15 protein-coding genes are annotated in these 15788 nt (G+C 62.2%); 13 read left to right on the top strand and 2 right to left on the bottom strand.

The window, feature by feature from the left end; all coding sequences use genetic code 11:
• Positions 1–7: 7 nt before the first annotated feature.
• From fabB to Q5Y75_RS10470, 12 genes are all read left to right on the top strand, one after another.
• Entirely contained in the window at positions 8–1237 is a 1230-nt protein-coding gene (gene fabB, locus Q5Y75_RS10415) for a beta-ketoacyl-ACP synthase I (protein ID WP_306196991.1), read from the top strand.
• 6 nt (positions 1238–1243) lie between these two features.
• The gene (locus Q5Y75_RS10420) at positions 1244–2035 is read left to right on the top strand and encodes an enoyl-ACP reductase FabI (RefSeq protein WP_306196992.1); all 792 of its coding nucleotides are present in this window, start codon (positions 1244–1246) and stop codon (positions 2033–2035) included.
• Between the two features lie 94 nt (positions 2036–2129).
• Positions 2130–2399 (top strand): hypothetical protein, encoded by a 270-nt coding sequence (locus tag Q5Y75_RS10425; protein WP_306196994.1) that lies wholly within the window; start codon positions 2130–2132, stop codon positions 2397–2399.
• A gap of 91 nt (positions 2400–2490) precedes the next feature.
• Positions 2491–3177, top strand: coding sequence for a haloacid dehalogenase type II (locus Q5Y75_RS10430; protein WP_306196996.1), 687 nt, complete (start codon positions 2491–2493; stop codon positions 3175–3177).
• Positions 3177–4004, top strand: coding sequence for an alpha/beta fold hydrolase (locus Q5Y75_RS10435; RefSeq protein WP_306196997.1), 828 nt, complete (start codon positions 3177–3179; stop codon positions 4002–4004). Before Q5Y75_RS10430 ends, Q5Y75_RS10435 begins: the two co-directional genes overlap by 1 nt.
• Complete coding sequence (locus Q5Y75_RS10440; RefSeq protein ID WP_306196999.1) at positions 4001–4978, top strand: threonine ammonia-lyase; 978 nt, start codon at positions 4001–4003, stop codon at positions 4976–4978. The genes Q5Y75_RS10435 and Q5Y75_RS10440 overlap by 4 nt, the downstream gene beginning before the upstream one ends.
• 3 nt (positions 4979–4981) lie before the next feature.
• Positions 4982–6184 (top strand): endonuclease/exonuclease/phosphatase family protein, encoded by a 1203-nt coding sequence (locus Q5Y75_RS10445; RefSeq protein ID WP_306197001.1) that lies wholly within the window; start codon positions 4982–4984, stop codon positions 6182–6184.
• Between the two features lie 5 nt (positions 6185–6189).
• On the top strand, positions 6190–6984 hold the full coding sequence (gene pcaD, locus Q5Y75_RS10450) for a 3-oxoadipate enol-lactonase (RefSeq protein ID WP_306197256.1): 795 nt from the start codon (positions 6190–6192) through the stop codon (positions 6982–6984).
• Positions 6984–8183: a TCR/Tet family MFS transporter gene (locus Q5Y75_RS10455; RefSeq protein ID WP_306197002.1), complete on the top strand. Its 1200-nt coding sequence runs from the start codon at positions 6984–6986 to the stop codon at positions 8181–8183. The genes pcaD and Q5Y75_RS10455 overlap by 1 nt, the downstream gene beginning before the upstream one ends.
• Before the next feature lie 81 nt (positions 8184–8264).
• Positions 8265–9371 (top strand): Zn-dependent alcohol dehydrogenase, encoded by a 1107-nt coding sequence (locus tag Q5Y75_RS10460; protein WP_306197004.1) that lies wholly within the window; start codon positions 8265–8267, stop codon positions 9369–9371.
• A 24-nt stretch (positions 9372–9395) separates the two neighbouring features.
• Entirely contained in the window at positions 9396–10622 is a 1227-nt protein-coding gene (locus Q5Y75_RS10465) for a mandelate racemase/muconate lactonizing enzyme family protein (RefSeq protein ID WP_306197006.1), read from the top strand.
• A 248-nt stretch (positions 10623–10870) separates the two neighbouring features.
• Positions 10871–11635, top strand: a complete 765-nt coding sequence (locus tag Q5Y75_RS10470) for a formyltransferase family protein (RefSeq protein ID WP_306197008.1) — start codon at positions 10871–10873, stop codon at positions 11633–11635.
• Between the two features lie 47 nt (positions 11636–11682).
• Here Q5Y75_RS10470 and Q5Y75_RS10475 read toward each other — a convergent pair whose 3' ends face one another.
• Entirely contained in the window at positions 11683–14706 is a 3024-nt protein-coding gene (locus Q5Y75_RS10475) for an ABC transporter transmembrane domain-containing protein (RefSeq protein WP_306197258.1), read from the bottom strand.
• Between the two features lie 186 nt (positions 14707–14892).
• On the opposite strand from Q5Y75_RS10475, the gene Q5Y75_RS10480 reads away from it, so the two are divergent.
• Entirely contained in the window at positions 14893–15282 is a 390-nt protein-coding gene (locus Q5Y75_RS10480) for a DUF3307 domain-containing protein (RefSeq protein ID WP_306197011.1), read from the top strand.
• A gap of 3 nt (positions 15283–15285) precedes the next feature.
• Here Q5Y75_RS10480 and Q5Y75_RS10485 read toward each other — a convergent pair whose 3' ends face one another.
• Positions 15286–15741, bottom strand: a complete 456-nt coding sequence (locus Q5Y75_RS10485) for an Lrp/AsnC family transcriptional regulator (RefSeq protein WP_306197013.1) — start codon at positions 15739–15741, stop codon at positions 15286–15288.
• Positions 15742–15788 lie beyond the last annotated feature (47 nt).

Here is a 15788-nt window from a genome sequence, read left to right on the forward strand (position 1 = left end):
AACGCTTATGCGTCGCGTCGTCGTCACCGGTCTTGGGATCGTCTCATCGATCGGCAATAATGTTGACGAGGTTCTCGCCTCGCTCAAGGAAGGGCGATCCGGGATCACCGCCAGCGCCGAAATGGCAGAATACGGATTCCGCAGCCAGATCGCGGGCGCGCTGGATATCGACGTCAAGGAGCATGTCGACAAGCGCACCCTGCGCTTCATGGGTCCCGGTGCGGCTTACGCCCATATCGCCATGGGTCAGGCCATTGCTGATGCCGGACTTGAGGAAAGCGATGTCGTGAACCCGCGCACCGGTCTGGTCGCAGGCTCTGGTGGGCCATCGACCAGTGCCATGCTGAGCGCGCATCAGACCGTGCTGAAAACCGGCGCGACCAAGCGGATTGGGCCCTTTGCGGTTCCGAAATGCATGTGCTCGACCATCAGCGCCAACCTCAGCACCGCCTACAAGATCAAAGGCATCAACTATTCCATCACCTCGGCCTGTTCGACCTCGCTGCATTGCATCGGCAACGCCGCCGAACAGATCATGCTGGGCAAGCAGGACGTGATGTTTGCAGGCGGTGGCGAGGAACTGGACTGGACGCTTAGCTGCCTGTTCGACGCGATGGGCGCGATGTCGTCCAAGTATAACGGCACGCCGGACAAGGCCTCGCGCGCCTTTGACGCCAATCGCGACGGGTTCGTGATTTCAGGCGGTGGCGGCATCGTTGTGCTGGAGGAGCTGGAGCGCGCCAAGGCGCGCGGCGCCAAGATTTATGCCGAGGTCACCGGCTACGCCGCCACTTCGGATGGCCATGACATGGTGGCCCCGTCCGGTGAAGGCGGCGAGCGGGCCATGGCGCTGGCGCTGTCGACCCTGCCCGAGGGTCGCGAGGTGGGCTATATCAACGCCCATGGCACCTCGACCCCCGTCGGTGATGTGGGCGAGGTTGAAGCCGTGCGCCGTGTCTTTGCCGACCGCAAACAGCCGCCGATCAGTTCGACCAAATCCATGACCGGTCATGCGCAGGGCGCGGCGGGCGCGCTTGAAGCGATCTTTTCGCTGCTGATGCTGGAGCATGATTTCATCACCAGATCGATCAATGTCGAGACGCTCGATCCTGACCTGAAGCCCGAGGAAATCGCCACCGAGACCGTGCTGAATGCTGGGCTCGACAGCGTGATGACAAACAGCTTCGGCTTTGGCGGAACCAACGGGTCGATGATCCTGTCGAAATACAACGGGTAACAGATGATGTCACAAGTATTGCAGGGAAAACGGGGCCTCGTCATGGGCGTGGCCAATGACCGCTCCATCGCTTGGGGCATCGCCAGGGCGATGCACGAGGCGGGGGCCGAACTGGCGTTCACCTATCAGGGCGAAGCCTTTGGCAAGCGGCTGGAACCGCTGGCGCAAAGCGTGGGCTCGGATTTCATGGTCGATGTGGATGTGACCGATGATGACTCGCTGGATGCCGCGTTTGAACAACTGGCGGTCCGCTGGCCGACAATCGACTTTCTGGTCCACGCCATCGCCTATTCGGACAAGTCCGAACTGACCGGTCGCTTCCTGGACACCACGCGGGCCAATTTCAAGAACTCGATGGATATCTCGGCCTATTCGCTGATCGAGGTGTCCCGCCGCGCCTATCCGATGATGAAGGACAATGGCGGCACGATCCTGACCCTGACCTACCAGGGCTCGAACCGGGTTGTGCCCAATTACAACGTCATGGGCGTGGCCAAGGCGGCCCTGGAATCAGCGACGCGCTATCTGGCCAATGACCTCGGCCCCGATGGTATCCGCGTCAACGCCATCTCGCCCGGCCCGATGAAAACGCTGGCGGGTGCAGCCATCGGTGGCGCGCGCAAGACGCTGAAATTCTGCGACCAGAACGCGCCCTTGCGCAGCAACGCCACGCTGGAGGCCGTGGGCGGCACGGCAGTTTACCTGACCTCGGATGCGGGGGCTTATACCTCGGGCGAGATCATCCGCGTCGATGGCGGGTTCCATGTGTTGGGCATGCCGCAGCCGGAAGCGATGTAAGTATCGTTTCCACTGATTCAACAAAGCGACAAAAACCACGGCATCGTCATTGCGATGCCGTTTTTTTGTCGCAAGTGCAGATCACCCTGATCCCATGACCGCACTCGATTTCACCAAACCCGCGCCCTCACACGCACCCTCGCTGCTCAGCAGATTGCTGCGCACCATCCGCCTCGCCACTTATGGCGCAGGCGGAGCGGTGGCGTTGATCCTCGTCATTTCCGTGGTTCAGTCCGATATGTCGCAAATCGCCCAATATCCGGGCGCGACCCAACCGGCTGAAAGAGGCACGCACAGCTCACGATTGGCTGTGGTGATCGACATGACGGGCGGTTTCCTTGGCTATGGCAGCAGCGCCGACTGAGCGTCAGGCTGCACCTGTTCACACCTGACTGCTGGCATCTTTCACCGGATGAAAACCTGTGCCACTGTGCCCCGAAAGGGGAGGCAGCATCTTGGCAATCACAACCTGCGTTTTCGACGCCTATGGCACCCTGTTCGATGTGGCCGCCGCCGCGCGGCAGGCCGCCACAGAACCAGAATTTCCCGCCTTGTCAGACAAATGGGCCGAAGTGGCCAATCACTGGCGGCTGAAACAACTGCAATATACCTGGCTGCGCGCCATCACCGGTGCCCATACCGATTTCTGGACCGTCACGCAGGAAGGGCTGGACTGGGCGCTTGAGGCCTGTGCGCTTGACGGGCAGCCCGCGCTGCGCCAGCGCCTGCTGGATCTTTACTGGGAATTGCAGGCCTACCCGGAAGTGCCGCAGATGCTGGCCGCGTTGAAATCCGCCGGGCTGCAAACCGCCATCCTGTCAAACGGCTCGCCTCAGATGCTGGACGGGGCCGTGCAATCGGCTGGGATCGGTGATGTGCTGGATGAAGTGCTGTCAGTGGAAAGAGTTGGCACCTTCAAACCCGACTCAAAGGTCTATGACCTTGTGCAGAACCGCTTTGGCGGCCCCCGCGACGCGGTGCTGTTTGTCAGCTCCAACGGCTGGGACGCTGCCGGGGCCAGCGGATATGGCTTTGTCACGGCGTGGGTGAACCGCGCGGGCGAACCCGTTGACCGCCTGCCCTGGCGACCGGCGCATATCCTGTCCGACCTGACCTCCATCCCCGACCTGGCGAGGGCCTGATGCCATCTTTCACCACAACCGACGGTCTAAAGCTGCACTTCAGTGATGCGGGCACGGGTGTGCCGCTGCTCTGCCTGCCGGGCCTGACCCGCAATGGCGATGATTTCAACTTCGTCAAACCGCATCTGGACCGCCTGCGCCTGCTGACGCTGGATTTTCGCGGTCGCGGCGGCTCGGATTTTGATCCGAACCATATGAACTACAATATCGGGCGCGAGGCGCAGGATGTGATCGAGTTGCTCGACCATCTGGGCCTGGACAAGGTGGCGCTGCTGGGCACGTCACGTGGCGGTCTGGTGTCGATGGTTCTGGCCGCGACCCATCCCGGCCGTCTGGCGGCAGTCATCCTGAATGATATCGGCCCCGAGATCGCCTCTGCCGGGCTGGAACGGATCATGGGATATGTCGGCATAGCACCCAATTCCACAACGCTGGATCAGGCGGCAGTGGGCCTCAAAAAGTTCATGGACCCCGAATTTCCCGGCGTCCCGCTGGAGCGCTGGCGCGCGCAGGCGGCGTTTCAGTATGACGAGACCAAGGGCGGGCTTACCCTACGCTATGACGCCAAGCTGCGCGACGCGCTGCTGGAACAGGCGCAGGCCGGGCCGCCGCCCGATCTCTGGCCTCTGTTTGAGGCGCTGAAACCCATCCCGACCGGCGTGATACGCGGCGCGAATTCCGACCTCTTCACCGCTGAAACGCTGCAAAAGATGCATGATGGTCATCCGGGCCTTGTCTCTGCCGAAGTACCCGATCGCGGTCATGTTCCGTTTCTGGACGAACCCGAGGCGCTCGACATTATTCACCAGGTTTTGGAACAGATATGACCGACCTCAGCCTTATCGAAGCTGCCGCAGACCGGCTGAAGGGCCATGCCCGCGAGACACCCCTGCTGTCCTCGCCCTTTCTGGACGAGCTTGCCGGACGGCGCGTTCTGATCAAGCCGGAATGCCTGCAGCATACTGGCAGCTTCAAGTTTCGCGGCGCGTGGTCGGCCATTTCGGCGCTGGATGCCGAGACCCGCGCGCGCGGCGTGATCGCCTTTTCCTCGGGCAATCACGCGCAGGGCGTGGCCCATGCGGCAGCGCTCCACGGCGTGCCCGCAACCATCGTGATGCCCTCGGACGCGCCGCGCATGAAGATCGACAACACCCGAGCTTTGGGCGGCGAAGTGGTGCTCTATGACCGCGAGCGTGAAAGCCGCGAAGAGATCGGCACGGGACTGGCCGAAACGCGCGGCCTGACCCTGATCAAGCCCTATGACGAGCCGCAGGTGATCGCCGGGCAGGGCACGGCCGGGCTGGAGATCGCGCGGCAGGCCAAGGCCGCAGGTGTGAGCGAAGCGGATGTGCTGGTCTGTTGCGGCGGTGGCGGGCTGACCTCGGGTATTGCGCTGGCGCTGGAGGGGCATGCGCCGGGCCTGCGCGCGCGCCCTTGCGAGCCGGAAGGCTTCGACGATATGCGCCGCTCGCTTGCGTCGGGCCAGATCGAACGCAACCCGCGCGAGGGCGGCAATATCTGCGACGCGATCCTGACGCCGCAGCCCGGCCAGATCACCTTTCCGATCATCAAACGCCTCTGCGGGCCGGGGCTTGCCGTGTCCGAGGACGAGGCGCTGCACGCAATGGCGCTGGCCTTTGCACGGCTGAAACTGGTGCTGGAACCGGGCGGCGCGGTGGCGCTGGCCGCAGCCCTTCTGCGCAGGGGCGAGATCGAGGGCGAGGCGGTGATCGTCGTGGCCTCGGGCGGCAATGTGGATGCCACCCAGTTCCGCCATGCCCTTGAGCGCTATGCGGAGTAGATCATGACCCGGTTCACCATTGCCTCTTTCAACGTCAAGAACCTGATCGGCGCGGATCAGGAATATTACCGGTTTCAGCATTACACCGAAGAGGAATACGCCTGGAAAAAAGACTGGCTAGCCGACCAGTTGCTGACCATGGATGCTGATATCGTCGGCTTTCAAGAGGTCTTTGACGACGAGACCCTGCGCGAGGTGATCGAAGAGACCGACCAGCGTGGCATGGCGGCCAATGAGGCGACCATCCCCGATGCCTCGAAACGCTATCACCGCAAGGCGATCTTCCGGAAACTGGCTTTTGGCGGGTATGAGCAGGCGATGCTGGCCTTTGCCCCCAACATCAATGATGGCGCGCCCGGCGAGCGGCGGCCCGGTCTGGCGGTGTTGTCGCGCTATGGCTTTACCGAAGACCCCCAGGTCATCCAGCTACTCGACAAGCCGGTAGAGATTCCGATGTCGGCGCTGGGTGGTGGAGATGCAGGCCATTTCCGGCTGGAACGGCTGTCGCGCCCGATCCTCAAGGTGCGCATCGCGGTGGGCGGCACGGTGATCACCGTCTTCAACTGCCACCTGAAATCGAAACTGGGCGAATATCCCCGCCCCGAAGGTGCCGAATTTGCCCCCGAGGCCGTGCTGACCTCTTACGATCCGGTGGGCCGCGCCATGGGGTCCTTGCGCGCCGCCCTGCGGCGGATGGCCGAGGCCTGGGTGCTCAGGCGCGAGATCGTGGCGGAACTGGACAAGGGACATCCGGTGATGGTGCTGGGCGATTTCAACGATGGCGAACATGCCGCCAGCTCCGAGATCATCGCCGGCGAGGTGCCATTCAAGAACTATTCCTGGATGCTGCGCCATGACGCCAAGCACCCCAATCAGCGCTACACGCCGAAGGAAAACCGCGAGATCACCGAAGCGGTCGACCGGGTGCGCCTGCGCTCGGCGGAAAAGATGTTCATCCGCAAATCCCTGCGCGACATGGTCTATACCTCAGCCTTTGGCGGCGTTTATGAGAGCATCGACCAGATCTTCATGTCGCGCCATTTTGACAATGCCTATGCAAATGCGATCGGCGAGATGGAGTATTTCAGCGTCTTCAACGACCACCTGACCGATGGCAGCCATCCCGAGGCGCCCTATAACAAGCTGGCTTCGGATCACGGGCAGATCATGGCCCATGTCCGGCTGGACAACGGACAAAAAGGGTGATGCCGATGCAGATGGCCGATCTGGGTGCGGTGCAGCTGCACTACCGCGTTGATGGCGACCCCGATGGCGCGCCGGTGGTCTTTGCCAACTCGCTGGGCACCGATCTGCGGCTCTGGGACCCGATATTGCCACATCTGCCCGAAGGGCTGAAGATCATCCGCTATGACAAGCGCGGGCATGGGCTGTCTTCGGTGCCGGACGGGCCTTATGCGATGGGCGCGCTGGTGCGCGATGCCGAGCAGTTTTTGGATCATCTGGGCGTGCGTGATTGCGTGTTCGTGGGTTTGTCCATTGGCGGCATGATCGCGCAGGGGCTGGCAGTGAAGCGGCTGGATCTGGTGCGCGGGCTGGTTCTGTCGAATACGGCGGCCAAGATCGGTATGCCCGCCATGTGGGACGAGCGCATCGCCGCCGCGCGCGCGGGCGGGATCGAGGCGCTGGCCGATGCCACGATGGAGCGCTGGTTTTCCCGCGCCTTCCGCGCCACGCCGGAACTGACGCTTTGGCGCAATATGTTGATCCGGCAACCGCTGGAGGGGTTCCTGGGCTGTTCCGCCGCCATTTCAGGCACTGATTTCTATACACCCACCAGCGGGTTGCGCCTGCCCACGCTGGGCATCGCCGGGTCCGAGGATGGCTCCACCCCGCCCGATCTGGTGCGCGAAACCGTCGGGCTGATACCGGGGTCGGAGTTCAAGCTGATCCGCCGCGCGGGCCACCTGCCCTGCGTTGAACAGCCCGAAGAATACGCCGCGCTCATCACGGAATTCCTGACACAAATCGGACATATCGAGCCCTGATGCGTCTGCCCCTGGTGTTCATCCTGACCACCGTGGTCATCGACGCCATGGGGATCGGGCTGATCTTTCCAATCATGCCAACCCTGATCCTGGAGGTCGAAGGCGGCACGCTGGGGGATGCTGCGCTCTGGGGCGGCGTGCTCAGCAGCGTCTTTGCGGTGATGCAGTTCCTGTTCGGGCCGGTGCTGGGCAACCTCTCGGACGCCTATGGCCGCCGCCCGATCCTGCTGGTGTCGCTGATTGTAATGGCGCTGGATTATCTTGTGATGGCGGTGGCGGGCTCGATTTGGCTGTTGCTGATCGGACGGATCGTGGGCGGCATCACGGCGGCCACCCATGCCACGGCGGCGGCCTTTGTGGCAGATCAGTCCAGACCCGAAGAAAAGGCCACCAATTTCGGCCTGCTCAGCGCCGCCTTTGGCGTGGGCTTTGTGATCGGTCCGATGATCGGTGGATTGCTGGCCGAGATGGGCACCCGCGCGCCGTTTTATGCTGCCGCTTTGCTGGCCGGGCTGAATTTCGTGCTGGGCTGGTTCGTGATGCCGGAAACCGTGACCGACGCCACCCGGCGCGCCTTCACCTGGCGGCGCGCCAACCCGCTGGGCGCATTCCGGGCCATGATGCAGATACCGGGGATCACCGGGCTGCTCTGGGTCTATCTGCTCTATTCGATTGCGATCTATGTCTATCCGGCGATTTGGGCCTATTTCACGCTGGCACGGTTCGACTGGTCACCGCAGATGATCGGTTTGTCGCTGGGCGTCTATGGCACCGCCCTGGTGCTGGTTCAGGGCGGCTTGCTACGCTACATCACCCGCTGGTTCGGCGAGCGGCGCACGGTGATCTATGGCCACCTGTTCGAATTTCTGGGCTTCGGCGTGCTGGCCTTTGTCACCAGCGGCCTCTTTGCCTTGCTGTTCACCCCGATTACCGCGCTCGGGGCCGTGGTTACGCCCACCTTGCAGGCCATGATGTCGAAACGCGTGGCCAACGACCAGCAAGGAGAGTTGCAGGGCGTCATGGCCGCCGTTCAGGCCCTGTCGATGGTCCTGTCGCCGCTCATGATGACCAGTGTGTTTGCCGCCTTCACCAGCCAAGGCGCGCCCGTCTTCCTGCCCGGCGCGCCGTTCCTGCTGGCGCTGGGTCTGATGGCGGTTGGTTTGGTCGTTTTTCTGCGGGTGCCCCGACGAGAGGTCTAGCAGCGACCCGGTTTTGACGATTTCCGTCTTGCGAAGCCCCATTCCCCGGTCCACCGTTGACCCGAAGCAGGGGAGAGTTTCATGGCAACAATCAAGGCCGCGGTTTGCCGCGCATTTGGGGAACCGCTGATCATCGAAGAGGTGACGCTGGCCCCGCCCGGTCTGGGAGAGGTCGAGGTGACGCTGGACGCGGTCGCCATCTGTCATTCCGACATCACCTTCGCCGAGGGCGCCTGGGGCGGCAACCTGCCCGCCATCTATGGCCATGAGGCCGCCGGAGTCATCACCGCGACGGGCGATGCCTGCGGCGATTTCAAGCTGGGCGATTCGGTGGTGGTTACCTTGATCCGTGCCTGCGGCGATTGCCCCAGCTGCGCGGGCGGCGCGCCCACACTCTGCGAAACGCCGCATGACACGATGGCGGGACCTTTGAAGGATGCGGGTGGCGCGCCGGTGGATCAAGCGATGGCCTGCGGCGCGTTTGCGGAAAAGGTCGTGGTCAGCCACCGCCAGATCGTGAAAATCCCCGCGGATATGGCCCGCGAGGCCGCCTGCCTGCTGTCCTGTGGCGTTATCACTGGCGTCGGCGCAGCGGTCAACGCCGCCAAGCTGCGCGCCGGGCAGGACGTGGTGGTGATCGGGGCCGGCGGTGTCGGCCTCAACGCCATTCAGGGCGCGCGTATCGCCGGTGCCCGCCGGATCGTGGCCGTCGACATGAGCGAGGAAAAGCTGGAGATCGCGAAGGAATTCGGCGCCACGCATGGTGTTCTGGGCACGCAGGACGCGCCGTGGAAAGCCTCCTACAAGGCGTTGGGCGGGCGCGGCGCAGATGCGGTGCTGGTCACGGTCGGCGCGATCCCGGCCTACGAGCAGGCGCCGCGCTATCTGGGGCGCGGCGGGCGCGTCGTGATGATCGGCATGCCGCATTCCGGCGCGCAGGCTAGTTATGAGCCGGTGATCCTCGCCGCCATCGGGCAAGGCATGATCGGGTCGAAAATGGGCGATGTGGTGATCCAGCGGGACATTCCATGGATGATCGACCTCTACCAGCAGGGGCGGTTGAAACTGGACGAGCTGATCTCGGGCCGCTGGCGGCTGGATCAGATCAACGAAGCGATTGCAGACACCAAGACCGGCAGCGCCAAGCGCAACGTGATCCTGTTTGACCGGGACGGGGCTGCGGGCTGATCCCCGCATATCGGAGGAAGAGTGATGAAACTGCAGGACCTCGACGTGATCATCACCGCTCCGCCCGCGCCGGGCTGGGGCGGGCGCTACTGGATACTGGTCAAACTGACCACCGATACCGGTGTTACCGGCTGGGGGGAGTGTTATGCCTCCTCGGTGGGACCGGAGGCGATGACCCATGTGATAAGCGACGTGTTCGAGCGGCATATGCTGGGCGAAAACCCCGAGAGTATCGAGCTGATGTTCCGCCGCGCCTATTCCAGCGGTTTCACCCAGCGCCCCGATCTGACGGTGATCGGCGCGTTTTCGGGACTTGAGATCGCCTGCTGGGACATCCTCGGCAAGGACCGCGATCGCCCGGTCCATGCGCTGCTGGGCGGGCGGATGAACGACGGCTTGCGCGCCTATACTTACCTCTACCCCCTGCCCCACCATCCGCTGGACGGTTTCTGGACCTCGCCGCAGATGGCGGCGGAAAGTGCCGCCGAGATGGTGCAACAGGGCTATACGGCAGTAAAATTCGACCCGGCCGGGCCCTATACGATCCGGGGCGGTCATATGCCCGCCATGCGCTACATCTCCCTGTCGGTTGCGTTTTGCGAGGCGATCCGCGATGCGGTGGGTGACCGGGCCGATCTGCTGTTTGGCACCCATGGCCAGTTCTCGAGCGGCGGCGCGATCCGGCTGGCCAGGGCCATCGAGCCCTATGGCCCGCTCTGGTTCGAGGAACCGATCCCGCCCGACAATGTCGATGAAATGGCAAAGGTCGCGCGCGCCACCTCGATCCCTGTCGCCACCGGCGAGCGGCTTTGCACCAAGGCCGAATTCGCCCCGGTGCTGCGCGCGGGCGCGGCCACAATCCTGCAACCGGCTCTGGGGCGCGCTGGCGGTATCTGGGAGATGAAAAAGGTTGCCGCCATGGCCGAGGCCTATAACGCCCAGATGGCCCCGCATCTTTACGCCGGACCGGTGGAATGGGCCGCCAACATCCAGCTCGCTGCCTCGATCCCCAATCTGCTGATGATCGAGAGCATCGACACGCCGTTCCACTCCGACCTGATCGGCGGGACGCTGAAGGTCGAAAACGGCTTCGTGAACCCGCCCGACACGCCCGGCCTCGGCATTGAGGTCGATCAGGCACTGGCCCGCGCGCATCCCTATGAGGGCGATGGGCTGCATCTGCAGATGCAGGAGGCGCCCTGCAACTATACGGATGGCAATGCGTTCATGGGCGGCGCGCCACCCAAGTGACGCCGTGTTTCATGCTATCGATCAAAATAGGGAGCCGATGGCTCAGAAATCGAGGCGCGAGAAATCAGCCATTGCTCAGCTAACAGGCAGCGCGCAAAGTGCGTTTTCACTCCTTGCCGAAACGGCAACTGACAGGTCAGGGAATTTCAGGTTCGATGGACCAAAGCCGATTAAACAGTGTGCTTGAAAGCGATGGCCCTGACCGGAAATTCGTTGCTGTCGAGGGATCGCGCTGGGGCGAATTGATCTTGCCTGCACCAAGTGAGCAACGCGCGCGACCGGAAACCGGCCTGAGGATTGTCGTGCTTGCGGCTTTCAACATCGGACAGAGCCTTCTGAACGGGCTTATCTCTTACGAACAAGATTGGCCCGACAAGATACGGCTTCTTGCCGTCTCGACCGACGATGCGGTTGAGGAAACGGCCAAAATCAGCATGAAAAGGCGCATTTGGCGGTTTTATCCGCCTGAGGCGCGGCTGACGCAAACGGCAAGCTTGATTGAGGTGGCATTGCAGTCGGGGTTACCTGTCTACACGGGCGAATTGAAAACCGACTGGTTTCGCCGATGGCTTGCGGACTGCGCCCCGGACCTGATTGTTGTGACGGGCTGTGGCCAGATTCTTGACGAGGAGATACTGGCCATTCCGACGCTGGGTGCGATCAATTTTCATCCAGCCGACCTGCCTGCGGGGCATGGTGCTGGCGCACAACCCTATCAGGACCTTGTTGAGCGATCTGATCCCTGGACCCGCTGGACCGTCCATAAAATGACCACCGAGGTCGATGCAGGGCCCGTTATTGGTGTGTCCTGTCCGATCTTTGCGGGTGATGCAAACGGGCAGGTCGCACGCGACCCGGAAAAAGTGTTTCAACGGATGGCCGAGATTCTGCCCGATATGGTCGCTATTCTGCTGGACGAGATCATTGCGCAAGGCCCCGCTATTGGCCCGATAGATTTTGAGGCCAAGCTGTCAGGTGAGATGAAAAGCAGGATGCGGCTGCCATTGGAGTGACGATTCAGAAAGCTTCACGCACCGGAACGAACGGCGAAACAAGGCCTCTAGTTCGAGACATACCCCGCCACCACCTGCAGCAGCTTATAGGCCACGGCAGCGTCGTGCTCGACCACGGCCAGGAATTCCTCTTCGCCGATGCGCAGGCAGGTGATGTCGGTCTCGGCCACCATGCTCAGCGCGCGCGGGACCTTGCGGATCAGGGCCAGTTCGCCCACCAGCGCGCCGGGGCCGACGGTGAGGATCAGTTCATCCGCTTCTTCACCGGGTTTGGGCAGGTAAAGCCCGGCATCGCCCTTGATCATCACATAGGCGCCGTCGGTCGGTTCATCATCCTTGAGGAACACCACATCCCCCGCCCCGGCATTGTACCAGCGCGCGCCAAAGGCCAGCAGGCGCAGCTGGCTGCGGTCCAGCCCGGAGAAGAGCGGCGTTTGTTCAAGTGCCCGCAGCTTGCGGGTCAAGTCGGCCGAAGAGACGCCGTCTTCGGCGATCATGTCCTCGGCCTCTTCGCTGACGATGCGGCCCTGCTTCACCTCGATATACTGGTCAAAGACATCCGGCGTCTCGAACCCGTCATTGATATAGATGACGGTGCTATCGGGCAGCAGCGCGCGCAGGTTCTGGTAGACCGCGATCTGTGTGGTCATGTCATAGCTGGCCAGCGCGTTGTCGAGGATCAGGATATCGGGTTTCTTGATGGTGGCGCGAGTGAAGGCCAGCGGCTCGGCATAGGTGGCCGACAGGTTCTGCCCGCCCAGCGTGACGGGCATGTCATAGATCAGTTCGACCACCAGCGGCTGAACCTCACTGTCGATCAGCACACCAGCTACCAGCTTGCGTAGCTCATCCGCCTTTGTGCCGCCCATCTGGCTGACCTTGCCAAAGAGCGCGTTTTCCAGAACCGTCAAGCCGGGCGCAAAGGTCGCCGGATCAAGCGGGGTAAAGACATCGCCGATGCAGCGCATCAACTCCTGGGAATGAGAGTGGCGCAGTTCCAGAATGCGCGCTTTGAGCTCTTCGGAAAAGGCCGGGCCGATCTGGTCGGCCGAGATCGCGAAGGGCACCGCCAGCAGGTTGGCCAGTTCGGCATCGCTCAGCGCATGGCCGTTTTCGCGGGTCTTTTCGATCAGCTCGATGGCGGTTTCATAGGTCTTTGGGTCTAAACCCAGCTTGCGGAACAGCGGATGATCGGTGCCGTCCAGACCAAAGATCTGCCGCAGCATGTCGATCACATCCTGAGTCAGACTGACCAGCGTCTCGTCCAGACCCAATTGCCGCAACTGGCTCAGAAACTCAGCCTGGCGCGCCAGAAGATCGCGGGTGACCGGCACCCGCGCAGTGGCGAAGAGCAGGTTCTCGGCCACGGGAAGCGCCGGGTTATAAAGGTCGGGATCGATCAGATAGGCCTGATCTGCCAGCCCTGCCGCCTGCACCGCCTCTTGCACTTTCGGGCGCAGTGCAACCAGCCGTGTCGCAAGTTCGGGATGCAGCAGCGAGTCAAACCGCTGCTCGGTGCCGCGCCGGAACAATGCCGCGCCAGAACCCAGACCCTCGATCAACCGCAGCCACCAGGCCCGCAGCGCCTTGGCGTCCTCCAGCCCGGCCAGGCCGGGATCAAGCCAGTCGGCGGAATAGGAATCGGCACTGTTACCGGCGCGGATCGCCTCTTTGCGCTCGGCATCCTCGCCCGGCGTGCCATTGGGACGGAACCGCATCGGCATCATCACGTTGTCGCCAAAAGTGCCCTGAAACATCACCGGGCGCGACGTGGCATGGCCGATCCGCGCCGCCAGCACCGCCTGATGCAGCGAGGAAAGGTCATGACCCGAAACGACGACCTTGCCACTGGCGGGCAGCAACTCGCGGGTCAGCAGGGCCGAAAGCGCGCGGCGATCCTCTTCGCTGGGCGCGGCGATGCCGATCACGCCCCCGGCTTGCAGGGTGATGTCCAGATCATCGAGCACCAGATTGCCATCCGCGTCCCGGACCGAGACATGATCCAGAACGATATCGCCGCTCAGATTCGGACGCTCTTCGGGGTCGCCGTCAAACAGCTTTTCATCGACCATCCCGGCGGGCGCAAAACGTTCCAGGATCACATCCCAGCGCAGCGACATGTCCTGCGTCTGGTTGTAATAGGCCAGCAGCTCCTTCCAGGGGCTCGACAGATCTTTATAAGCGGCCAGCGCCGCCACCAGCGCCCCGAGCGAAACCGCGCCCTGCAGCACCAGATAACCGCCGACGGAATAGAACAGGAACGGCGTCAGTTGCGAAATGAAGTTGTTGAGGAACTTCATGAAGAACTTTTTCTGGTAGATCTGGAAGCGAATCTCGAACAGGCGGCCCAGCTGCTGGGTCACCAGCGCCATCCGGTGACGCCAGCCCCCGTTGGCGCGCAGGGTCGAGGCGCCCGCCGCGCTTTCGCCGATCTGGGCGGCCAGCACGCGCACTTCCTGAATGCGGGTCTTGTTCAGCAGGTTGATCTGGCGCTGCAGCATCGGGATCAGCCAGGCTTGCAGCGGGATCAGCGCAATCGCCGCCAACCCGAACCAGACGCTTTGCAGGAACAGGAAGGACAGGATGGTCAGCATTTGCCCCGCCTGCAGCACCGGCTGGCTGATCGCATCGCCCATCAGCCCGCCCATCGGCTCGCTTTCGGCGGTGACCATCGAGACCAGCTCGCCCTGACTGACCCGTTCGAAATAGGGCTGCGGAAAGCGCAACACGCGTGCGATCAGCTGATACCGGAAGCGCCGCAGCATCCGCTCGCTCAGCACGCCTTTCATCGTGTTGATGCGCATCTTGAGAAGCCCGTGCCCGAGAACCGCCAGCAGGAACGCGATGCACAAGATGCCGAGATAAGTCACCTGCTCGAACGTCATGCCCCAGACCTGGATCACCGGGTTGGCGGCGCCGATGGCGTCGTTGATGATGCGTTTTGGCAGTTCCAGCGTCAGATAAAGCACCGGGAACAGCGTCGAGGTCACCGCCAGCAGAATAAGCTGGTCGCGCTTTGAGTATTTCCAGATGAACTGAAAAAGCGTCCGTTCGATGTTCCCCGCCCCGATTTATATGAGCTATGCCGCTGAAATATAGCGCCTTAACCATGCTACCACAGCGACAGCGTAGCCCGCACGGATCGTCACAGGCAAATGGAATAGCACGGATTTTTCTGCTATTAATGTGAAGAAGTTCACTTACAGCCACTGAAATTTGCCCGTAATCTGCGATAAGCGAAAGTCTGGGAGGCATTTTTGTCCGTCACCATCGGCACGGTGATCTTGTTGTTTTTTCTGTTTCAGATCAAACACATGTTCGCCGACTACTTCCTGCAAACACCTTTCATGCTCTCTGGACGCGGAGAGTATTGGCATATGGGGCGCGCCCTTCATGCCGGTGTGCATGCCGTCGGCTCGGCCATCGTGCTGCTGATTGTGGGAACTCCGCTTGCGTTTCTGTTGCTGCTGATCGCGCTGGAATGGTTCATCCATTTCAACATCGATTACGGCAAGGCGCATTATTCCGACAAGATGGAGTTGCAGCCCAATCAGGCGCGCTATTGGCATGCGGTCGGGTTTGATCAATTCCTGCACCAGATGACCTATGTGGCCATGGTCTGGGCCTGGCTGACCTTCGCCACCTGACATTTATCCCGTGACCGGCCTGCCCCGCTTGATGGTGCGCAGTACCACATTGGTCTGCGCGCTGGAGACCGCAGGCAAACGGAACAGAAACTCATCCAGAAAGCGGTTATAGGCGGCCAGATCGCGTGTCAGCACGCGCAGGTGATAATCCGCCTGACCGGTGGTGGCATAACATTCCTGCACCGCCGCGCTGGTTTCGATGGCGCGGATAAACTCGATGATCTTTTCGGGATCGTGCCGCGTCAGGTGCACATGCACGATGGCCTCAAAGCCCAGCCCCATCGCCTCGGGGTTCACCACCGCGCCATAGCGGTCGATCACGCCGGTTTCCTCCAGCGCCCGTACCCGCCGCCAAAGCGCGGAGGGTGACATGCCCACCGCCTCGGCCAGGTCCGCATTCGAGATGCGGCAATCCTGCTGCAAGAGGGTCAGTATCTGGCGGTCGCGGTCATCGATCATGCTTTGTGTGGTCAGTCTTTTCTGTCTGTTCGCAATTTACGGTTAAT

Source organism: Ruegeria discodermiae (assembly GCF_030758345.1).
In the GTDB taxonomy this organism is placed as follows: Bacteria; Pseudomonadota; Alphaproteobacteria; order Rhodobacterales; family Rhodobacteraceae; genus Ruegeria_C.